Consider the following 22,824-nt stretch of genomic DNA (forward strand, 5'->3'; position numbering starts at 1 on the left):
TACAGCCCAACCTTCAGCAGTTGACTGAACATGTTTAGCTGTCTGAACGTTAAAAAAGATCTGGAGCACTACCACTAATACTGTCAAAATCGAATACCAAAGCCATTTTTTTCTTGGAATGCGAAAGAGATAACCATGGCCTGTCTTAACCATAATCCAAATCATGACTCCGATAAATAGCAAACTCAAGATATTTTGAATCCAGAAGAAATTGCCTATCTGGGAAGAAAATTGCCAATAGTTTTGGACAATAAGCGTCAGCTGAGAAAGGCCAAATACGAAAAATAGGTAAGAGAAGACAGCACTCATTTTGAAAAGAAGGCGATATTTTTTCATAATAAATCCTCTATAGATGTATGTGTATCACATCGTATAAACCCTCAGAACCACTGTTTTCATTTTTACATCCTAAAAATCACTACCTCCCCTAGAGAACTAAGGAAGGCAGTGATCACATTTTTAGGAATTAGGAATGAATACACGAAATCAATCGATCTTATGATTTTTTGTTTTTCAAGAATTCGTCGTATTGTTTTTGCATTTCGTTCAATACTTTTTCGTAAGCACCTTCAGATTTCAATTTTTCCATCAATTCTGGAATAGCTTTATCTGGGTCTACAGTACCAGTGTTGATAGCTGTATCGAATTGTTGCATTGTGTTAGAGATTGCTGAAATTTCAGATTTCACACTGTCAGTGTTAAAGATAAATCCAAGTGCTGGAGATTCTTTAGCTTCTGCCAATTGTTTCTTAGAATCTGCAATTTGTTGGTCTGTAACGTTTTCGTTGATGTAAAGGATCCAGTTGTTACCAGTGTTCCAACCTGACATGTGAGTGTTTCCTTTATATCCATCAAGGACGCGGACACGGTTTTCTTTACCTTCAACTTTTTCCCAGTTCTTACCTTCTGGACCATAAACAAGACCGTTCAAGAGTTCTGGGTTTGTGTTCAAGAGATTCAACACTTCCATTGATTTTTCTTTGTTCTTAGAGTTGTTTGAAATGACAAAGTTAGCAACTTGTGTTGTTTGGTTTTTCTTGATAAAGTTAGTGATTGGTTTGATTTGGATATCTTTGTTAGCAACACGAGAGAGCAAACTGTTACCATAGTCAGCTGGTCCTACTGTTTCTTCACGAACAAACCAAGTATCTTGTTGAAGGTCAAATGAAGTGTCGCTTGTTGCTACGTCTTTTGGAATATACCCTTCTTCATAGAATTTGTGAAGAGTCTTCAAGTGTTCTTTGAAACGAGGCACTTCGTAACGGTTTACAATCTTAGTAGTGTCTCCTTCAAGGTCGATAACAAATGGAAGTCCGTTTGGTACTGGGTAGTCAAAGTTATCAGATGGGATAAAGTTCTTCGTAACCGCAAATGGTACTACATCTGGAGCTTTTTCTTTGATTTGTTTCAAGACTGGCTCAAGTGTTTCGTATGAAGTTACACCTGAAATATCGATACCGTATTTAGCAAGAAGAGTTCCGTTGAAGGCAAAGTTTTGAGATGATGCAACGTTAGCTGCAACTGGTACTGCATAGATCTTACCGTTTACAGTGTTCCCTTTGATGTAAGCTGGGTCAAGTGCTTTGTAAAGCTCTGCTCCTTCTTTTTTATACAATTCTGTTAAGTCAGCATAGGCACCTTTTTGAGCATTTACGACATAGTTAGATGCAAATGCGATATCATAGTTTTCACCAGATGATGTGATAACAGACATTTTCTTATCATAGTCACCCCATCCAAGGTATTGGATATCCAATTTAGCACCGACTTTTTCTTCGATGATTTTGTTTGCATTTTCTAGCAATTCATCCAAGTTGTCTGGTTTGTCACCGATTTGGTACATTTTGATTACAGGTTTTTCACCTGAAGTAGTATCTGCAGCTTTTTTGTTGTTACCTGTAAGGTTTCCACAGGCAGCAAGACTTGCAGCCAAAGCGACTACGCTAGCAGATGCAAAAGCATATTTTTTCCAGTTTTTCATGATAAAAACTCCTTTTTTTATTTTTAAACTTATAAACGATTTAATGATTTTAACTTCAGCCACTAAGATGAAGTTGGGAAGGGAGAAACGATGTTTCTCAGTAAGTCCTATTCTTTCACACCACCGATGGTCAAACCTTTTACAAAGTAGCGTTGGAAGAATGGATAGAGAATCGCGATTGGAAGGGTTGCAACGACAACCATGGCCATACGACCCGTTTCCTTTGGAAGAGCGACTCCCAGTTGACCAGAAAGACCGACTGCTTTGGCGATGTAGTCCATATTTTGTTGGATTTGCATGAGCAAATACTGTAATGGATACAAGTTGTCACTCTTGATGTAAAGAAGGGCGTTGAACCAGTCGTTCCAGAATCCAAGAGCTGTCAAAAGCGTGATGGTTGCGATACCTGGAAGTGACAATGGCAAACAAATCTGGAAGAAGATCCGAGCTTCACTGGCACCATCGATACGAGCAGATTCGAGAATAGCTTCTGGAATGGTCTTCTTGAAGAAGGAACGCATCAAGATGATGTTGAATGGTGAAAGAAGCATTGGAACAATCAAGGCCCAAACGGTATCACCAAGTTGAAGCAAACGAGTGACCACGATATAGCCTGGTACCAAACCAGCATTGAACAACATACTAAGAAGAGCGAAGATCGTGAAGAATCTGCGGTACTTAAAGGTTGTCCGTGAGATGGCGTAGGCATAAGTGGTTGTAATGAAGACGTTGGTCACTGTTCCGACTACGGTTACAAAAACTGAGATAAAGAGCGCTTGGAGGATCTTATCTTTAAACTGAGCTAAGAACTGGAATCCATCTACACCAAATTTCGAAGGGAAAAAGCTATATCCATACTGGAGGATGCTCTTTTCGTCTGTCACCGAAATGATGATAACGAAGATAAAGGGCAAGATACAAGAAAGAGCGATCAAACCAGAGATGATACTAAAGAAGATATCTGCTTTCTTACTGAAGGAGTGAATGCCGACATTATCGATTTTTTCTTTTTTAATTTTCTTTTCTGCCATATTCTCCCCCTTTCTAGAACAAAGCTGAGTTTGGATCAACTCGTCTTGCAAGCAAGTTTGATAGAATAACCAGTATCAAGCCGACAACGGATTGGTAAAGACCGGCTGCTGAAGCCATACCGATATCTGCTGTCTGAGTCAAACCATTAAAGACATATACGTCCAAAACGTTAGTTACATTGTAAAGCTGACCAGCATTGTGTGGGATTTGATAGAAGAGACCGAAGTCTGCACGGAAGATATTTCCGACTGCAAGGATGGTCAAGACTGTTACAAGCGGAGTCAACTGAGGAATGGTTACGTTGCGAATACGTTGCCACTTGCTCGCCCCGTCCACTGTTGCTGCTTCGTAGTAGGTTGGGTCAATTCCCATGATCGTCGCATAGTACATGACACTGCTATATCCAAAGCCTTTCCAAATACCTAGGAAAAGGAGAAGGTATGGCCAAATGCCTAAGTCAGCGTAGAAGTTGACTTCCTTCATGCCAATGGATGTTAGGAAATGGTTGAAAACCCCTTTGTCAATGTTTAGGAAGGCATCTGTAAAGAAACTGATGATAACCCATGACAAGAAGTAAGGGAACAACATAGACGTTTGGAAAATCTTAACCATTCTCTTAGAGCGGAGCTCGCTGAGGATGATGGCAATCCCTACTGATACAATCAAACCGATAAAGATAAAGCCGAGATTGTAAAGAACGGTATTACGAGTGATGATAAAGGCATCTTTTGAACTAAACAAGAATCTGAAATTATCTAACCCGACCCATTTACTATTCACAATACTATCTATGAAACCATTACTGGTCATATGGTAGTCTTTAAAGGCGACCACATTCCCAAATACTGGAATGTAAAAGAATAGAATCAACCAGAGTGCCCCTGGTAAAACCATCAAGAGAAAGATCCAGTTATCTCTCAAGGTCTTTGAAAACTTTTTCATAATTTCCTCCCTTTTTATTCCTAAAAACTGATTTCATCGAATTTTTAGGTTTGATAACGATTACATTATTAGTATACTCCTATTTGAAGGCTAGGTTAAACTACTAATTATAGAAAAAACTCCACAAATTATTTTTTGTGGAGAAGTTTTTTATAAGAAATAGGTTTCACGAGAAACACTCTGACTCGGAAAAAATGCCTAAGTCGTATAAATCGTCGATGCGGTCGCAATAGTGTGCCACTGGTTGGCTGTAGTTGCTGCGAAGTCCTTGTCTGCGTAGAAGTCAGTAAATGGTAGGATCACGACTTCTAATTCTTCGATGCGGACAATCTGACCTGCCAGATAAGCCTCGATGCGGCTTTCTGCTCGCTTGATGCGTTGCAAGAGTCCGCCCATACGGATATCAACCGTATCCAAACCAAAGACCTTGTTTTCTTTCAACCATTGGTGGCTAAAGAGGGCATGGAAGTTTTCAATCTCGCTTCTAAGTTTTGGTAATTCTTGCATGGCGATTTGCTGTAAGCTGACTTTGTCACCGGATTTATAAGCTTCACGGATGCGTCGTCCCACATCCACTTTGCTACTTAAAATCTGGTTCAACTGGGCCTGAGTTTCAAATAGGTAGGCATAGTTCCCAGCTTTTTCTTTGATAACAGCAAGCGTTTCAGCGGCCTGAGCGAAGTGCGGTTTGTCCTGTTCAGGTGTCATGTGTCTGTCAAGAATCGGACAGAGAACATCCTGATAAAAGACATAGCGGTTGGGATTGATACCACTGAGATTGCCTGGCAAGTCTGGCAAGAGATTGGCAAGGTCAATCTGCATAAAGTCCTCAACTGACAGACCTGTATTGGTCTTGAAGTGAGCAGACAAACGATCTAGGTCATTGCGGTAGCTGAGTTCTGCCCAGATTTGCAGACTTGGTAGAATAGAAAACTGGGCAGTTTCCCCACCATTGTCCCCCCAACCCGTTACAATGACTTCTTTGATGTCGTTAGCACGACAGGCTTTGTTGGCTTCAAGAGCAATAAGACGGCTGAAATGGTTGTTGGGTGTGAAACCGATCCACTTCCAAGCACCACCTGCAAAGGCAATATCTTGGCTAATCTTGTGATGGTTGCGGAAATTGCGGTTGTATTTTTCCTCGCTATCCTGATAATAGTCCCAGTAAACCAAGGTTACACGGTCTTTGAGACGATCTAGGTAGACACGAGTTTCCTCTGGAATCTCCACGTCACGATCGTACTGGCCATCCGCTGACATGAGTTTAAAGAACATATCACTCCACATCTGGCAGTGGAAACCATACTTGTCTGCAATATCCAGCACGCGCTCCAAGTGTTGGCACATGAGGAGACTACGGTCCACAACACCGTTCAAAATGAGGTAGCGCCCCAAACCAACCAAATGGGCTTCGTCCATCCCGATATTGACCTTGCGTGTCTGCAGTTTAGATAGAGTGGCAAACATCCCATCAACCAGGTCATACACCTTTTCTTCGCCGATAAGGAGAATGTCCTCCACATCACGAAGTTCCTGCACTTCTTTGACACCCCATTTGACGAAGGCTGACAAGTGGGCCAAGGTCTGGATGCAAGGCACAAAGGTCATATCAAACTGCTGGACATAGGCTTCGATTTCCTGCAACTCCTCTGCTGAATAGGCGCCACGGAAGTAACCAAAGTAAGGTTGCCCCTCAATCTGATAGGTGTCTTCCATGTAAAGTTCAAAGGTTGAGTAACCCATGAGAGCCAAGACCTCAATCATCTGCTTGGCAGAAGCCACATTCAGCACCGCATTTCGAGAACAGTCTGCCATGTAGGCCAAATCTTCATAAGCTGCCTGCTCCTCAATCGCTACTTTATCACCTTCTACTAGAGCTGTTGCCAATAAGGACAAGGCGCGGTAAAGTTGGTGAGGTTTGCGATAAGTTAGTTGATAATGTCCACCTTCACCCTTGATAGAGATAGAGGCTTGGTCAGACTGAGCGACTACTACCTCTACATCTGCTAGCGAAATATGCTTTTTAAGCAACTCTAATGCTTGCTCTTGTTTGGGACTAAGTCCTGTAAAAATTACCATTGATTTTCCTCCTGTAGCCAGTTGACAAGGGCACCATAGAGATTGGCATCTGCATGATAGGTGCAAGCTTGGATAACTGGTGCGACCGTGTATTCTTCGTAGGTTTTGACAAATGCATCGACAGCTTTTTTGACGCCTTGGATAAAATCTGGATTCTGGCTAATAGATCCTCCCAGACTAATGACATCTGGGTCGATGAGGTACTGGATATTGAGCAGTCCTTGCGCCAGATTACGGTTCATACGTTCAATGGCTTCTTGGCAAAGGGCATTGCCTGCTGCAGCTTCTTGGTAAATCTTGCGACCATCCCAGTCAGTCTGACCAGATTTTTCAATCACGTAGCGAACCATGTTTCCTGTAGAGGCTAGTAGCGACCAGTTGTTGAGTTTTTCAGCTGGTTCAATGGTTGTCATATAGCCAAACTCACCACCTAAGCCGTGGCGACCACGGTGAAGTTTGCCATTGATTATCATAGCTCCGCCAATTCCTGTCCCAATCACGACACAGGCTGCATTTTCAATCTCTGGGTGAGCCAGCAGTTCACTAAGTCCAACACAGTTGGCATCATTTTCTAGATGGACAGGTAGCTGATGATGAGCAAGCGTCTCATACCAAGAAAAGCCATGAATGTAAGGTACGGCACTGATTCCCTCAATCACACCTGTTTCTTGATTGACCGCGCCTGGAACGCTCATGGCAATGCCCTTATAATCTTGTTCTGCCAAGCGTTGGTCTAGCCAATCTAGTAAATCCTCCAAACTTTCTGGCGTCGGAGTACTTGTCTTATCTAGTATCTTTCCATCAGGAGTCAGACTGGCAAACTTAATCCCAGTCCCTCCGATATCAATGGTTGCAATGGTCATTGTTCTTCCCATAAAAAGGGGCGAATCAGTAGTTAGTCCTTACTCTTTCGCCCCTCCTTTCTATCTCATAGTATTAGTTATCAAACACTTTAAAACTATTAAATGTCTTCTTTTTTGATCAATTCTGTGCGAATTTCTTGTGGTGCTAAGAGTCCTGAATGAACGGGATATGGCCGCTCAAGCAAGTCCAAAATGGTTTGTTGGTGTTCTGATATACGCACATTTTCTTGACTCATATTGTAGTAACGAAGTACATATCCTTCTTCATTTTCAGCTACCTTAAAGGCTGTCGGGCAGACTTGTGGCAAGCTGAGCGCCGCATGGCTCAAGAGGCTACCAGTCGCTGCCACACTTCCTTCTTGTTTAGTAAGCTGAAGACTAGTAAATGGTGTTTGGAAGGCTTTGGCACGACGGAAGGCTGAGAAGCGTTCCCCTGCTTGGTGGCACTCAAGTGCAAACTCGACTTCAAACTCACGCAAGCACTGAGCCTCTGGTGTCGGAAAGTAACCCCAGTCACCTAGCTCACCTGAGGCACGAAGGATGGTCACTGCAATGGTATCGTCGCCAAGGATTTCATACTCGTGCAGTCCTTTATTGGCCACCGTCACTCCTTTTTCATCATCATAAAGGCTGACAAAGGCTTGTTGGTGTTGTGGATTTTCAGGATTTTCCCAAGAAGCAGCTGGTTTGTTTGGTCGTGTCACCACCTCATAGATGCTTTCAGAGTCATTGCTTGGACGTGTGTTATGAGTCTTAACCAAGAGACGGATACGGTGGTCCTTGGCTGTGTTAGTAAAGCGAGTCTTGAAACGAATTTGTGGATTATCAACAAAGACGGTCATCTCTGTTTCAAGAAGAATGCTTGTCCATTCATCTGAACGCCCAGCTTCACGCGTCATAAACTCAATGATGCCTCTTTGTTCCGCATCCAGTTTTTCATCTGCACTTACTGGAATTGTCAATTCATGCTTGAGCAAAATCTTGGCAAAACGAGCTGTATTTTCCAAGACTTCACAGCCTTTGAGTTCTGCGTAGATAGGCTCTGTTCCTTTTGGTTGGAAGTAGATATACTCATTTCCGATATCACCACGGTCTTCAAAGCGAATAACATCTTCATAAGCTTCATGAGTTGTCTTGTCGTAGACTGTGATAGTATCATCCACACTGACCGTTACAAATGGCGTATCGATCACTCCGTTTTGGTAAATACCGTCACGGTGTTCTTGTTCTCCTTCGAGCAATTGGAAAGTTGTCCAAGAAAGTGGTGCCAGATGAACCGGTACTGTCACGCGCACTTGTCGAGCGATGCGAGCCTGACGGAACTTATCTTTTGGCAAATCATACTCAAAGTTAGCTCCCAGATCTTCGATTTTCGCTTCTACAGCATGCCCTTCTAAGTCTTCGACACGGTAGTTTGGCAAGGTCAAGGCTGCCATCTTCTTATAGCCTTCTGTTGGGTGCAATTCTTTGAAATCACAAGTCGCCACATCAATCACGGTGCTGACTGTATCAACCTTGTCATGCAAGCCTGTGTTAATGACGGTAAAGAGATAGTCGCTTTGGGCTTCATGAGTTGCGATTTTGCCCTTCCACTCATTGAGAAGATTGGTCTTAATGAAATTTCCGACTTGGTTGACCTTGGCAAAACGTGTTTCCATCTCACGGTGAACCTCGTCCACACTACAGCCACAGATACTATCATGTGGCGCATTTTGTAGAAGGACTTTCCAAGCATAGGTCAACTGGTCCTTATGGTTGTGCCCACCAGTGATGACAGTCAATGGCTCCACTACTTGTTCTAGGAGGTTGCTATTTTCTTGGAAAGCTTGTTTGAGGTAAATACGGGATGAAGAAGTGTTAGCAAGTGTATACCAACCGTCTGTTTCTTGACTGGTCAACTCACCTGTAACCGTAGATAGTTGCTCAGGCAGAGCACTTTCTACTGCGTGGATATAGTCATCAAAGGAACTATGCACAAAGGTCACATCTGGGAAGAGTTCATTTGCTACACGAATGGCTTCGCTCAGATTTCGCTGTACAGGCTGGTGGTCACATCCGTTCATCATCAACCATTGGTTGGTCGAAGCGTAGTCACGCACGTCTGACAATTTTTGTTTCCAAAAGGCAAGGGCCTCATCCTTATCAACAGGGATTTCATTCCCGTTACTGTACCAGTTGGCGAAGAGGATACCGAGGACACGACTTCCATCAGCGCCCTGCCAGTACATTTCTGAAAACTGAGAAGTAAACTGCTCATCTTCGAGGACTTGGTTGTCAAATCCAATCGGCTTCACACCACGCCCAAAGGCTGCCACGTGAATGCCTGATTTTTGAAGGATTTGAGGCGCTTGTCCCATATTTCCAAAGGTATCTGGGAAGTAACCAATCTGAGTGGATTTGCCCCATTTTGCACATTCTGCTTGACCAATCAAGGTATTGCGAACATTGGCTTCGCTGGAAATCAAGTAATCATCCTGCAAGATGTAAAAGGGACCAATTTTGAGTTTGCCTTGGTCGATGTAACCTTGGACTTTGTCACGATTTTCAGGGCGAATTTCCAAATAGTCATCAAGGACAATGGTTTGGCCATCCAAGTGGAAGCTCTTGAACTCAGGGTCATTTTCAAAGAGATCAAAAAGATTATCAAATAATTCCACCAACTGCATACGGTGGCTTTCAAAAGGTAAGTACCACTCACGGTCCCAGTGACTATGTGAGATAATATGTACAACAACATTTTCCATGAAGTAAAACCTCATTCTAACTTAAATTTTAACGTTTTAAATGTAAAGGTGTGATTCTGACACGAATCGGTGAAACTAAAGCGCGCTCCTTATACTCAATAAAAATCAAAGAGCAAACTAGGAAGCTAGCCACAGTCTGCTCAAAGCACTGCTTTGAGGTTGTGGATAAACTGACGAAGTCAGCTCAAAACACTGTTTTGAGGTTGCAGATAGAACTGACGAAGTCAGTAACATCTATACGGCAAGGCGAAGCTGATGTGGTTTGAAGAGATTTTCGAAGAGTATTAGCGAATATCTAGATAATCCAAAACCAATTCACAAAACATCATGTTGGCCCAAGAGAACCATTCACGTGAGTAAAGCGTTGGGTCATCCACGTGGAAGCTTTCATGCATGACACCTGTACCACCGTCGCAGGCAACGAGCTGATCCAGCAAGAATTTCTTCTCTGCCTTATCTCTTGTTGTCAAACCTTGGATAGAAAGGGCAATCGGCCAGATATAGCGATAGAAGGTATGAGAACTTCCGAGACCGCTAGCGTATTCTCCTTGGTAAAAATATGGATTTTCAGGGCTCAGAATGGTACGGCGTGTGGCTTGGTAAACCTCATCGTCAATCGCACAGTAACCAAGATATGGAGCAGCCAGTAGACTTGGTACGTTTGGATCATCCATGATGCTAGCATTTCCTAGACCATCCACTTCAAAGGCGTAAATCCTTTCTCCCTTGCTGTTGGTTGTATAGGCATAGTTTTCGATGCCTTCTTGAATCTCTGCTTGGAGACGCTTAGCGTCTGCCACGATGTTTTGGCTATCAGCTAGGTCTAGTTCTGCAAAGATTTCTTGCACATACCCCAATACGACTACGGCAAACATATTGGACGGAATCAAATAGCTATACTGACAGCAGTCATCACTCGGACGAAAAGCTGACCAGGTCATACCTGTCACTACAAAATCAGGTCCAAAGCCATCATTTACTAAGGTGTCTTCCTTGCGGTCCGTATCCCTAACAAAACGATAAGGAGAGTTCTTGTGGTCTTGTTCCACTGTCCAGAGATGAAGAATTTCCTTGGTCGCTGTGACAAAAGTCTCATCAAACTGACTGGTCTCGCCAGTCTCTTTCCAAAGGAGATAAGCCAGCTGCAAAGGATAGCAAAGCGAATCCACCTCGTACTTGCGTTCCCAAATCCAGCCATTAAGCTCTGTGTGATCAGTCTCATGGTGCCCCTTCCAGTTTTCCTCAATATTGAAGGAATTGGCATAAGGATCCTTGAGCACCAAAGTCATCTGACGCTTGACCAAACCTGCAATGGTCTGACGCAAGAGAGGATCTCTTTTAGCCACGTGCAGGTAGGGTCTGAGTTGGGCTGTCGAATCCCGAAGCCACATAGCAGGAATATCCCCTGTCAAGACAAAAGTTGAGCCATCTTCTAGAATCTCGACCGTATTGTCCAAGGTGTCTGTATAGCAACGCTCAAAGACATCCACCCACTCGGGATGGTCCTTAGCCCGCTCCGCTACTTGGTCTAGCCATTCTCTAACAATTTCTTTCGAATAAACCATAGTATTTTTTCCTCTTTCAAACAAGTTTCATGTTCAGTATAAAAAAAAACGCCTCCAAAAGATATACACAAACTAAAGGCGTTTTGAAACAAACTTATGAAAAAAAAGTTGGGGCTCTCCCCAACTTTTCTATTCACTTTTCTTTTCTTCGTAAACCTTATAACCTTCAGTAGCCAGTTCAGCTTTTAGACCTTCTAAATCTTTTGATCCCCAACTTGATACTTTAGAAGCAGCATCAAGATCAAGATTATTGTCCTTCAAAAGGTAAGCTTGATAACCATAGTATTTGTAACGAACTTCTTTTGAATTGCCACTTGACCAAGTTACTTTATAAACTGTTATCAACGAAACTTTCCCATTTGATTTTTTATTCTCTTCTGGGATGACTTTCAAATAACTGCCTTGCGACTCTAAAGTGTAGGTGCTAAAGGAACTATTTTGATTTTCAGACTTGCTATAGTCATCATTCTTTTTCAGAAGATCCGCAAAGTTCTTCACATCTTTTAAGTCTTTCAACCCTTCAACAGTCACCTCAACCTTATTGTTGTCAACAACTTTTCCTTTTGATTTTAACTCATTGATATAGGTCACACTAACAGTAAGAGTAACTGTATCTCCGTTCTTCAAGTTTGTCGGACGTTTGTTATCTTCAAAGTTGAAATAGGCGTCTTTATTAGGATTTTCTGTAATAGACGCTATGCCATACCCATTAAATCCAGTAAATGTCACAGGAGTTTCTTTGAGCAAATCAGCCGTTGATACCTTCTCATATTCTTTCAAGTTTTCAACTTTGAAAGTTTTCTTTTCAGCTTTAAATGGTGAGTTTTTTGAGCTTGTTGTTACAGTGAACGTAACTTCGTCCCCATTTTTGAGACCATTTGTTTTGTCAAATTCATAATGGACACTACTAATCATCGCTTCTGCTTGTATCAATTTAGAGGCAAACTTGCCATCTCTTGACACCTCTGCGTAAATAATAGGATCTTTTTTAGCCAAACCAGCTGCCTGGTCTTTATTAAAGCCTACTTTTTGGTATGCTATTTCTGCTACTTTCTCAGCAATATCTTGACTATTATAAGTTACCGTTCCAGATTCTTCATAACCTGAAAACTCAACTTTGACGTCACCAATCAAGCTTTTTGGTTGTGACTGGATAACCTTGTATCCCACAAATGCCACAATAATCACGGCTACTGCCACAAGAGCTGCAATGATTTCTTTGCGTTTCGTTGCAAACAGTCCTTTGGTTTTTTCAACTACTTGTTGAGCTGAAGCATCAGCTGAAGCTTTTGCATCTTCTTTCTGTTTTGGCTTAGAATCTTTCTCTTCCACCACTTCTTCAGATTGGTCATCTTTTACTTGCTCAGAAGCAGTTTCTTCCACAGTTTCTGGTTCTTGAGTAGCAACTGACTCCACATCCTCTACAGGCGTGTTTTCAACTTTCTCTACAGATTCTGCGTTATTCACATTATTTACCGAATCGCTCATAAAAAAATCCCCTTTTCTTTTTTATTGTCTCCATTCTAACAAAAGAATGAATATTTGTAGATTATTAACCGAAATTTATAGGGTTATTTACTTTTTAAAATTCGGTTATTGGAAATTTCATGTTATACTAAACAAAAACTCCCACAGAAAGCTTTTTTATGAAACCACTACTTGAAACCATCGATACCCGCTTTGGGACTGCTAGCAAGCATGCCTTTTCTCGAGGAAATACCCTACCCTACACGGGCGTTCCTTTTGGGATGAATTACTTTGTGCCCCAGACCAGTGACCAGGAGGGAGCTTGGTTCTTCGATCCGCATCTGCCCATCTTTCAAGGGATTCGATTGACCCACCAGCCCAGCCCTTGGATTGGGGACTACTCTTGGCTCCTCCTGACACCTGTCGCAGGCCAGCTTGGAGGAGACAGTCTCTTTCACCGCCAGTCCTCCTATGATGTAGATAAAGCTCGCTTCCAGACTCACTATTTGAAACTCTTTTCTCTGCGCTATCAGATTGAAACCCAGCTCACACCGACTTGCTATGGTGCTTCTATTCGTTTGGAGCAAAAGCAAGGCAAAGCCCTCTCCCTCTATCTTCACGCAGCAGATGAACTGACCATAGAGCAATTAGATAAGCGGACTCTAGCCCTCAGACAAGAAGGCAAAACAGAGACCAATAAAAATCCACTAAAACTATTCACTTCTCTGCAAATGAATACGGATATTCTTGCTGTCAGCCAAGAAGGTGGGGACTGGCGAATTGACTTAGCAAGTAGTCAAGCCGAGATCCAGCTAGCAACTTCTTTCATCTCTCCTTCTCAAGCTCTGCTTAATCTACCTCAAAAGGATTTTGATAGTTGTAAGGCAGATGCCCAAGCAGATTGGGAAAATCTCCTCCACCGTTTTGATATCGTGGAGACCGGGGAAGCTGACCGAACCTTCTTTGATCACTGCCTCTACAGACTCTTCCTTTTCCCACAGACATTTTATGAGGTGAACGAGTCAGGGCAGGCCATCCACATGGATTTGTCTACTGGCACTGTCAAGCCCGGCGTCCTCTTTAGCAACAATGGTTTCTGGGATACCTTCCGCACCACCTTCCCCCTCTTTGCCCTTGTCATACCAGAACACTATCACCGCTTTTTAGAAGGTTTCCTCAATAGCTACCGCAATACTGGTTTCCTGCCAAAATGGCTGGCCCCAGACGAGCATGGCATGATGCCTGGTACTCTTTTAGACGGCATTATCGCAGATAGCGCCTGCAAGGACATGGCTATCGATTTGGAAGAAAAACTCCTCCAAGCCATGCTTGAAACAGCCAGCAAGTCCGACCCTCTCGGCATCAATGGCCGTCACGGTTTGGCACAATACCAAGAATTAGGTTATCTCTCTACCGACCACCACGAAAGCGTCAGCCACACCCTTGACTATGCCTATAGCGACTTTTGTATCGCCAGCTGTGCCGAAAAGCTTGGTCAGAATGACATCGCGGAAACTTATAGAACTTCGTCACAAAATTACCACCATCTATTTGACACTGCGACGGGCTACATGCGTGCGCGAGATAGCCAAGGCAACTTCCGCCCCGACTTCTCTCCTTATAGTTGGGGACGCGACTACGCCGAATGCTCTGCCATTCAAGCGACCTTAGGCGTCCTCCACGACATCCCAGGCTTAATCCAGCTTATGGGTGGAAAGGAAACCTTTAGCCACTATCTTTTGAAAGCCTGTCAAGATGCTCCCCTCTTTGAGACGACTGGCTATGGTTATGAGATTCACGAGATGAGCGAGATGGCTACAGCTCCTTTTGGGCAAATGGCTATTTCCAACCAACCTAGTTTCCACATCCCTTATCTCTTCCGCTACAGTGACTACCCTGACTACACTGCCCTACTCATCAAGTCGATAAGTCAGAAAGCCTTTCACCCAAGCTGGCAAGCCTATCCTGGCGATGAGGATAATGGCAGTCTCTCTGCTTGGTACATCTGGTCAGCTCTTGGATTCTACCCGACCTGTCCAGGCAAACCCAGCTACGACCTCGGAATCCCTCTCTTTGACCATCTCCGTATCTACCTGGCTAAGGAAGATAAATGGTTGGATATCCATGCTGAACAAAACCACAGCCACTTCAACTTTGTCAAAGAATGTCGATTGGACAAGACCATAGTATCTAGCATTCAACACCAAGACCTCTTGAAAGCTGAGCAACTGACCTTCACCCTCAGCTGGCTACCAAACCACTCCTAACCCAAAGAACCTTTGCATCGCGCAAAGGTTCTTCTTTTATGAAACTTGGACTTGAAGTTGATTCACAAGCTGACTCTCTACAGTTATCCACAACTTGTGGATAAGAAAGCATGCCTAAAAATCAGCTTCTCCAGAAGTTAGCTCTTAGACTTTGAACCTGTCACCCTCAGGCAGACCTGCTCAAATCCCTACTAGACTAAGATTTCTACTAGAAAGCTAGCCCGTTACTAGTTTCCGGGGCAATTCTCAAGACCCCTCTAGGATATTAGCTAAATGTCCTGTTCCCCCTAGACTTATCCACAGACTGTGCATAAACTATTGTTCCAGACTGCTCTCTTTGACTATAACAAAAATCGATAGCAACGTCAATATGACTAAGATCCCTTCCTAAATCCCCTGAAAAGATTCTATAATTTGTACAATCGTAGCTTTTGCATTCGCCAGCTAGTGAGAATCAGCCAGTAGAAAATGACCTCTTTATCACATTGTGAACAGCACAACTGTGGTACTATAATACCTGACAACCTAATCATTTCCAGTAAAAAATCCCGCAGATTTGCGGGATTTTCTCTTGCATCAATGCGCCAACATTTCTTGGGCGATTTCTTGGCCAGATAGGTTATCTGGATAGTAGGTTGGCCAGTTATCCATCTCTTCAAAGAGGGCTTCTTGGCTAGTACCTCCAAAGAAGATATGGAAATGTTCTGCTTTAACTGGGGCGATATTGTGGTCACTAAACTGAACATACTTGAACTGTCCAGCGTCCGCATCTGTCGCTTCAAAGAGGAAGCGCACCCCACGATTTCCTTTCTTATAAGTCAAGATTTTCTTGCCGACATACTTGTAGGTGAATTTCTTGCTTTGGCCACCTTGAACAAATTCCATAGTGTTATCCGTGATGTTAATCTTGGTCACATCTGTCTGGTAGCCTTTTCTATAGTAGGCCTTGTACTCATCCTTTGTCATCTTGCCAGTCAATTTAGCCTTGTAGTCAAAGACTTGATCGAAAGTACCATCTTCAAGGAAAGGATAGACAGATTGCCAGTTTCCAGCATAGTCACTCAAGGTACGGTCTTTGACATCTGCATCCTCAAAGTAACCATTGTGAACTGTCTTCGTATCCTCTGCTTTTTCAGGCTCGATTTCTGGTCCTTCTTGGTCTGTTGTCTGCTTCAAAGCCTTGAGGTTTTTCTCCATCACGGAGATATAGTCTTCACCGGCCTTGGTTGCTTCTTCTGTCAGACTCTCTAGCGGATTGAGCACGTCTAGTTTGACGCCCGTTTCTTTTGAAAGTGTATTAGCTAGGGCTTGTGAGGCATTTTCTTCAAAGTAGATATAAGAAATCTTGTTTTTCTTGATATACTCTGTCAATTCTGCCAAACGTGCTGCTGATGGTTCTGCATCTGGTGAGAGACCTGAGATAGATACTTGCTTGAGACCGTAGTCCAAGGCAAGGTAGTTAAAGGCAGCGTGCTGGGTCACAAAGCTCTTTTGTTTAGCTTGAGACAAGCCATCTGTGTAGGCCTTGTCCAATGCTTGCAATTTTTCAATATAGGCAGCCGCATTCTTCTCAAAAGTCTCTTTTTTATCAGGATAATCTGCTGACAAGCTGTCACGGATATGCTCTACCAGTTTGATGGCGCGTGCTGGTGAAAGCCAAACGTGGGGATCGTAGTCGTGATGGTGACCCTCACCGCCATGATCATGCCCTTCCTCTTCTTCCTCACCACCTGGCAAGAGGAGCATATTGCCTGTCGCCTTGATGGTTTTCACCTTTTTCTTATCCAAGGATTCTAACAATTTTGGAACCCAAGTTTCCATGTTTTCATTTTCATAGACAAAGGTATCTGCATCTTGGATTTTAGCAACTGCCTTGGCAGACGGTTCATATTCGTGAGGTTCTGTACCAGCACCGATGAGGAGTTCTACATTAGCAGTATCTCCTGCGACTTGCTTGGTAAATTCGTAGACAGGGTAAAAGGTTGTTACGATATTTAGCTTCCCATCTGCCTGTTTTTGATTGGAACAAGCCACTAAAAACAGGGCACATAGACTAGCCAGTAGTAAGCTTAGTTTTTTCATTTCATTCTCCTATTTGATAAAACGTTTCAGTAGACTGACTAACAAAAAGACAGCTACAAAGATAATGGTGATACTAGCGCTAGCAGGTGTTTCCGCATAGTAGGAAATATAAAGTCCTGCCACCATTCCCAAAAAGCCAATAGCGCTGGCTAGTAACATAACGGATTTAAAGTTTTTCCCCAGACGAAGGGCAATACTAGCTGGCAAGACCATAATGGTCGATACCAAAAGAGCTCCTGCAGCTGGAATCATAAGGGCAATGGCCACCCCTGTCACCATGTTAAAGAGGATAGACATGGTACGAACTGGCAAGCCATCCACAAAGGCCGTGTCCTCATCAAAAGTCAGGATATACATTGGTCGCAAGAACAAGAAAGTCAAGAGTAAAACGATTGCCGCAATGGCAAAGAGGAATATCACCTGCTCCTGGCTAATGGTCACAATCGAACCAAAGAGATATTGGTCCAAACTCATGGAGCTCGAACTTTTCCCCTTACTCATGACAATCAGTGACACCGCAAGTCCTGTTGACATGAGGATGGCTGTCCCGATTTCCATAAAGTTCTTATAGACTGTCCGGAGATACTCTAGAAAGACCGCAGCGATTAAGACAATAGCGATGGTTGAAATAGTTGGAGAAATTCCCAAAACCAGACCAAAGGCTACCCCTGACAGAGAAACGTGACTGAGGGTATCACTCATCAAACTCTGACGACGTAAGATAAGGAAAGTCCCAAGAACTGGAGAAAAGAGACTCATGGCAATAACCGCCAAGAAGGCACGCTGCATGAAATCATAAGATAACAAACTAAGCATGGTCCACCTCCTGGTCGCTTTCGTGAACGTTAAAACAACGCCATGGCGAGTCTTGGTTACGGACTAGATGAATATTGCGATCCGCATAGTCCTTAACCTCCTCAGGATCATGGGTAATCATCAAAACGGCCTTGCCATGATGATGAGCACTATGGTGCATGAGTTCGTAAAATTCATTTTTGCTTCCAGCATCCATCCCTGTCGTTGGCTCATCCAAGACAAAGATATCTGGGTCAGAAGCAAACATCCGAGCAATCACTGCTCGTTGCTTTTGCCCTCCCGAAAGGGAGCCAATTCGTTTGTCACGGTGTTCCCACATACCAACTGAGTCTAGACTGGCCTTGATATGCTCCTCATCATGGGCGTTCAAGCGACGGAACCAGCCTTTTCGCGGATAACGACCCGACTTGACAAATTCATAAACCGTACTTGGAAAACCAGCATTAAAACTGGCTATCTGCTGGGGAAGATAAGCTATCCTAAGTTTTTTCCCATGAGTGTTTGTCTTTGAGATGGTTACCTTACCAAATCTTGGCTGCAAGATGCCTAGGCTCGCCTTGATAAGCGTTGTCTTGGCAGCTCCATTTTCACCAGTCAGGGTGACAAACTCCCCACTATCAACACTATAGTTGATGTGCTCGAGGACAGGTTCCTTGTCATAATAGAAAGACAAGTCCTCTACTGTAATATACCGCATTATTTGATTTCTCCTACTAAAGCAGTTAAAAACCGCTGGATAACTTCTTGTTCATTTGGAGTAAACTGACTTGCCACTTGTTCATAGGCTAAGAGCGTGTGTTCATGATGATGGTGGTGTTCCTCTGCCACTGGTCGAGCCAGCTCTGTCAGTTGATAAAAGATCACACGCGCATCCTTTGGATCTCTGGATGTCTCTAACATGCCCTCTTTGACCAAAGATTTGATAGCCTTGGTCACTGCCGCCTGACTGACATTAAGGCGACGGGCCAACTCCGAGTTGGTTAGGGATTCTTCTGACAAGAGCATGAGGATGTGTTCCTGAGTATTGGTCAAGGCTACGTCACTTGTGCAATGCCCAATCAGAATTTCATGCTGGTTCTCAGATCTCAAGATCACCTCGTTTAAAAAGTTATCGATTTCCTGTGCAAGCTGTCTCATGTGTTACTCCTTCCCTAGCTATCTTTTCGTAAAAAATAGAGATAGTCACCGATTCTTTACTGGTTAATTATATCATAAACCAAAAAAGAGTCAAGGGAAAAAGGCGTAAAAACGTTTCCTTAGACTCTTCTAGATGTAAAATTTAACCTATTTTTGCTTTGGTTTTCGGCTCGATAAGATCCCTGCCAAACCAGCTACCATTCCCATCAAGAGCAAGAAGATGGACTGTTCGCTTCCTGTATTTGGGAGGGCTTTTTCTGAGACAACTGCCTTCTTGCTAAATTGACCTGCCACCTCATAAGTCAATGGCACATTTGTAGTCGCATCGTTAGCAGCCGCATTCGTTTGAGGCGTTTCTACCGGCAGACTAAAGGTTGTAGAATCCACAGAAATCGTCCGTGAGTTCGGATTGATCTTTTCATACTGGGTCAAATCAGCTGTTTTAAGATACTCTTCAAAGGCTGCATCCATAGAAGGACCTTCTTCTCGCGCACCACCTAACATCGTGTAGCCATCACCACCCGCAGCTAGGAAATCATTGGTTGCAAGATAGTAAGTTTTTGCGAGGTCCAGGAGATCATAACGACCAGTCGCACGGTTTTTAACCTGGATAGCCAAGACACGTTTGCCTGATGGGAGGTTGGTATCATAGTAGACCTTCACACCTGAAACTTGCAAGAAGCCACCACTTGGTTCTAGCAATGGTTGTCCGTTCTCATCCAAGACCTTCTTGCCATCCTTATCGACCTGCAAGATAGATCCGAGTGATTTTTCAAACATATCCAAAACTTGTTGCCCCGTCACTTGGATTTGTGAGATAGTATTCCCAAATGGAAGAACGGCAATGACATTTCCTTTAGTGATCGGTTTGCCTTTTGCAATGGTTTCACGCAAACCACCACCATTTGTCACAGCGATGTCTGTCGGATGGCTAAATCCTGTTTGACCATATTGATAGAGAGAGTCTGCCACGACGTTTCCGAGGTTGGTTTCACGAACCCGAACATTTTCACGATCACCGTTTAGTTCTACAGGGCTGTTTGAAACGACTTCAACAGCATTTTCAGCATCGTATTTTTGTTTAATGTCTTTGACTAGTTTTTCAACTGTTGGATTGGCTGGTAATTTTTTAGCATCAGCAGCCGGAATCTGAGTTGGATTGCCCAAAAGCTGACGTGATTTGTAGATAACCTTCCCAACATTATGAAGGTAGCTTCCTGTTTGGTTATAGGTAACATTGTCGCCATAAGTTGTGGAAGCTACCGTATGAGAATGCCCATCAATAACTGTCACACGTTTGCCTTTAAGACGAGGATTTTTAGAGAGAGCTTCTGCCAAAGTTGAACCACGCCATTCGACTGGAGTTGTGGTATCTACACCGAGGTGAGCAAGCACAACATAGTGTTTGTAGTCCTTACCTTCTGCACGAGCCTTGGCTTGGACTTCTTCGATAACCTTATTCACCTCGGAGATTGGATCTGTAAAGGTTACCCCTTTGACATTTTTAGGGTGAGTTTTGGTAGCTGTTTCAGGTGTTGTCACGCCGATTACAACAAACTCATCACCTTCCACAGTCTTATCTTTATCAACGATTGTAGAAGCTTCAAAAAGACGAGCTCCATTGACATAAGTATTTGAGCTAAGTAATGGGAATTTCAAGATTTCCTTGTATTTCTTAGCTTCGTCCAAACCAAAGTCAAACTCATGGTTTCCTACTGCCATGGCATCATACTGCATCTTATTAAGAATTTCAGCACGCGCTTCACCCTTCGTAGAGTTGGAAATCGGTAAACCTTGGAAAGCATCTCCCGCATCAACAACTAGAGTATTTTGAGTTGATTTCGCACGTTCCTGCTCGATGACAGTCGCTAATTTAGCATCTCCAATAACTCCCTTTTCCTCTACGATACGACCGTGGACATCATTGGTGTGCAAGATAACGGTGTCCTTTTCTTCGCTTTTAGGAGATTCAACAGGAGCTGACGGAGCTTCTGCAGGTGCAACTGCTTCTGAAGTTGCCGAAGTTTCCGGTACCGCAGGGCTCTCAACAGGAGCTGGAGTCGCCGACGTAGCAGGAGTCACTACGACAGCTGAACTTTCTGCAGGAGTTGTTGCTTCTTCAGCATAGACTTGTCCAGCTAAGAAGGCTGGAGCTAACAGGGCTGTCGACAAGACAGGTAACAAAGAACGTTTGTTCATTTTAAAATCCCTTTCTTTTCTTTTTCTCTTTTATATTATACGCTATTTCTAAAAATTTTGAAACTTTTGACCTATTTTCATCTTAAATATTCGCCATTTAAACAAAAAAGCTTGGGTTTAAATCCCAAACTTTTAGCTTATTTTATTGGAAATCTTTGATATTCCCATCATAGGTCGCCCAGTCCTTGCTAAAGAAGCGGTCATTCATCTTGTAGTCTGGAGCTGGTTTCGGATCCGTCAAGAAAGGATTGACAACCTTATCAAAAGCCAGCCAACCTAACCATCCTAGATGAATGGTATCCTTAACAAAATAAGGGTCCCCTCCATTTTTTGAAAAATCAGCAATATTGGTAAAACCCTGACTTTCTAATTGGTAACGAATTTTCTCCACTGCATGCTGGTACATCTCTTCGCTGAGCCCTGTGTACTCCATCCACTTCTTGTTAACCGGCTGAATGACAAAGAGCACATTGACATTCGACTTAGCAAATTGATTGAGGACCAGCTGCAAATCATTATATTCAGAGGACTTGAGGAAGTTGTAATTTTTTTGATATCCTTCCCATTTTTTTAAATCCTTTTGAATCTCTCTCGTATAGAAATGATTTTCCATCCCCATATCGTTATTGGTCGTATTTGCTTCTGCGTCCTTACGAACAATTTTTTCTAACTCCTCATAAGAAAATTGATCCGGAAGATCTTTTAAATAGTTCTCCACGTGTTCCTTGTACTTGAGTTGTCCTCGAATGGAGAATTGTCCAAAGAGAGCGGATTGTTTTTCGTTGAATCGCGCAAAAAGATCAATAGCAACCTGATCAACATCTGATAATTCTTCACCCTTTGACAGTTTTTGAACAATGCCTTTTAATGCAACATTAGGATTCTGCTTTAACAATCGAATAGCCGCATGCTTTGCAGCAATGTCACCAGATTGATTTCCCAAAAAAGCTGTCAATTGGTCACTGTTAAAAAATCTCTGAAACGCTGCGGGTTCATAATCTGTCTCCGTAAACCACTGAGGCGAAATCACAAATACAGCCTGCTTATTCTCTATTTCTGGCAAAATTTGCTGTAGGCCAAAATATTGATTGAGAGAGGCTGCTCCTGCTTGACCTAGAAAGTAAGGACGATAGGGACGATGGTATTTTTCCGCTAAAACAGCTGGATGGACACTATCAAATCGAATCCATTCACTGGACCCTAGAAAAGGAATAAAACGCATATTTGGATCCGTAAGAGCCCTTACTTTTTGGCTTCTCTCTTTAAAACTCTCTGCACTAACAGAAGCCGCCGAATATTTCTCCTCCGTCAGATTATGGCTTGTTGTACCTGGATAAAAAAAGATGAGTAGAAGAACCAAAAATCCAGCAATGAAGATAGGCCCGAAGATCAGCCACAAGCGTTTAAGCATTCTTCAACTCCGTAATACCTTCTACGATTTTATTAGCCGTATTCCAGTCATCACGACCGAACTCCGTCACTGGTACACGAATGTCAAAACGGTTTTCAATCTCCACAATCAATTCAACCGTTCCCATGCTATCCAAGACACCGGCATCAAAAAGATCTTCATCCATCATGTCAGAAACATCTTCCATAAACAACTCATCAATAATTTCAATAACTTCTGATTTGATATCCATTTTTTAC

At 43.1% G+C, this 22,824-nt stretch carries 16 protein-coding genes and 1 pseudogene; 1 reads left to right on the forward strand and 16 read right to left on the reverse strand.

Annotated elements, in window-relative coordinates:
• The 9 genes and pseudogenes from O3622_RS07245 to O3622_RS07285 form a co-directional block, all read right to left on the reverse strand.
• A pseudogene (locus O3622_RS07245) lies at nt 1–336 on the reverse strand (CPBP family intramembrane glutamate endopeptidase); the annotation flags it as partial.
• Between the two features lie 160 nt (nt 337–496).
• Nucleotides 497–1,981 (reverse strand): ABC transporter substrate-binding protein, encoded by a 1,485-nt coding sequence (locus O3622_RS07250; RefSeq protein ID WP_247929901.1) that lies wholly within the window; start codon nt 1,979–1,981, stop codon nt 497–499.
• Nucleotides 1,982–2,088: 107 nt separating this feature from the next.
• Nucleotides 2,089–3,012: a carbohydrate ABC transporter permease gene (locus O3622_RS07255; RefSeq protein WP_000818344.1), complete on the reverse strand. Its 924-nt coding sequence runs from the start codon at nt 3,010–3,012 to the stop codon at nt 2,089–2,091.
• 13 nt (nt 3,013–3,025) lie between these two features.
• Entirely contained in the window at nt 3,026–3,955 is a 930-nt protein-coding gene (locus tag O3622_RS07260; RefSeq protein WP_000714584.1) for a sugar ABC transporter permease, read from the reverse strand.
• Between the two features lie 198 nt (nt 3,956–4,153).
• Entirely contained in the window at nt 4,154–6,034 is a 1,881-nt protein-coding gene (locus tag O3622_RS07265) for a beta-N-acetylhexosaminidase (RefSeq protein WP_000234381.1), read from the reverse strand.
• Nucleotides 6,028–6,897, reverse strand: coding sequence for an ROK family protein (locus O3622_RS07270; RefSeq protein WP_000150731.1), 870 nt, complete (start codon nt 6,895–6,897; stop codon nt 6,028–6,030). Before O3622_RS07270 ends, O3622_RS07265 begins: the two co-directional genes overlap by 7 nt.
• Before the next feature lie 98 nt (nt 6,898–6,995).
• Nucleotides 6,996–9,641 carry an alpha-mannosidase gene (locus O3622_RS07275; protein WP_371607275.1) on the reverse strand — a complete coding sequence of 882 codons (2,646 nt, stop codon included), beginning with the start codon at nt 9,639–9,641 and terminating at the stop codon, nt 6,996–6,998.
• Between the two features lie 284 nt (nt 9,642–9,925).
• Nucleotides 9,926–11,206 carry a glycoside hydrolase family 125 protein gene (locus O3622_RS07280; RefSeq protein WP_000263081.1) on the reverse strand — a complete coding sequence of 427 codons (1,281 nt, stop codon included), beginning with the start codon at nt 11,204–11,206 and terminating at the stop codon, nt 9,926–9,928.
• Between the two features lie 129 nt (nt 11,207–11,335).
• Entirely contained in the window at nt 11,336–12,694 is a 1,359-nt protein-coding gene (locus O3622_RS07285) for a hypothetical protein (protein ID WP_371607276.1), read from the reverse strand.
• A gap of 158 nt (nt 12,695–12,852) precedes the next feature.
• Here O3622_RS07285 and O3622_RS07290 point away from each other — a divergent pair, with 158 nt between their 5' ends.
• Nucleotides 12,853–14,940 (forward strand): GH92 family glycosyl hydrolase, encoded by a 2,088-nt coding sequence (locus tag O3622_RS07290; protein WP_371607277.1) that lies wholly within the window; start codon nt 12,853–12,855, stop codon nt 14,938–14,940.
• 576 nt (nt 14,941–15,516) lie between these two features.
• Here O3622_RS07290 and adcA read toward each other — a convergent pair.
• The 7 genes from adcA to dltC all read right to left on the reverse strand — a co-directional run bounded on the left by adcA (nt 15,517) and on the right by dltC (nt 22,817).
• Nucleotides 15,517–17,022 (reverse strand): zinc ABC transporter substrate-binding lipoprotein AdcA, encoded by a 1,506-nt coding sequence (adcA, locus tag O3622_RS07295; RefSeq protein ID WP_371607278.1) that lies wholly within the window; start codon nt 17,020–17,022, stop codon nt 15,517–15,519.
• A 9-nt stretch (nt 17,023–17,031) separates the two neighbouring features.
• Nucleotides 17,032–17,838: a metal ABC transporter permease gene (locus tag O3622_RS07300; RefSeq protein ID WP_247936304.1), complete on the reverse strand. Its 807-nt coding sequence runs from the start codon at nt 17,836–17,838 to the stop codon at nt 17,032–17,034.
• Nucleotides 17,831–18,535, reverse strand: a complete 705-nt coding sequence (locus O3622_RS07305) for a metal ABC transporter ATP-binding protein (RefSeq protein ID WP_001269482.1) — start codon at nt 18,533–18,535, stop codon at nt 17,831–17,833. The genes O3622_RS07300 and O3622_RS07305 overlap by 8 nt, the downstream gene beginning before the upstream one ends.
• Complete coding sequence (gene adcR, locus O3622_RS07310; protein ID WP_001249328.1) at nt 18,535–18,975, reverse strand: zinc-dependent transcriptional regulator AdcR; 441 nt, start codon at nt 18,973–18,975, stop codon at nt 18,535–18,537. Before adcR ends, O3622_RS07305 begins: the two co-directional genes overlap by 1 nt.
• Nucleotides 18,976–19,122: 147 nt before the next feature.
• Nucleotides 19,123–21,174, reverse strand: a complete 2,052-nt coding sequence (gene nt5e, locus O3622_RS07315) for a cell surface ecto-5'-nucleotidase Nt5e (protein ID WP_247936303.1) — start codon at nt 21,172–21,174, stop codon at nt 19,123–19,125.
• A gap of 142 nt (nt 21,175–21,316) precedes the next feature.
• Nucleotides 21,317–22,585 carry a D-alanyl-lipoteichoic acid biosynthesis protein DltD gene (gene dltD, locus O3622_RS07320; protein ID WP_000919836.1) on the reverse strand — a complete coding sequence of 423 codons (1,269 nt, stop codon included), beginning with the start codon at nt 22,583–22,585 and terminating at the stop codon, nt 21,317–21,319.
• The gene (gene dltC, locus O3622_RS07325) at nt 22,578–22,817 is read right to left on the reverse strand and encodes a D-alanine--poly(phosphoribitol) ligase subunit DltC (RefSeq protein WP_000351972.1); all 240 of its coding nucleotides are present in this window, start codon (nt 22,815–22,817) and stop codon (nt 22,578–22,580) included. Before dltC ends, dltD begins: the two co-directional genes overlap by 8 nt.
• Nucleotides 22,818–22,824 lie beyond the last annotated feature (7 nt).

Origin of the sequence: Streptococcus sp. 27098_8_51 (assembly GCF_041432205.1) — a bacterium.
Classification (GTDB): domain Bacteria; phylum Bacillota; class Bacilli; order Lactobacillales; family Streptococcaceae; genus Streptococcus.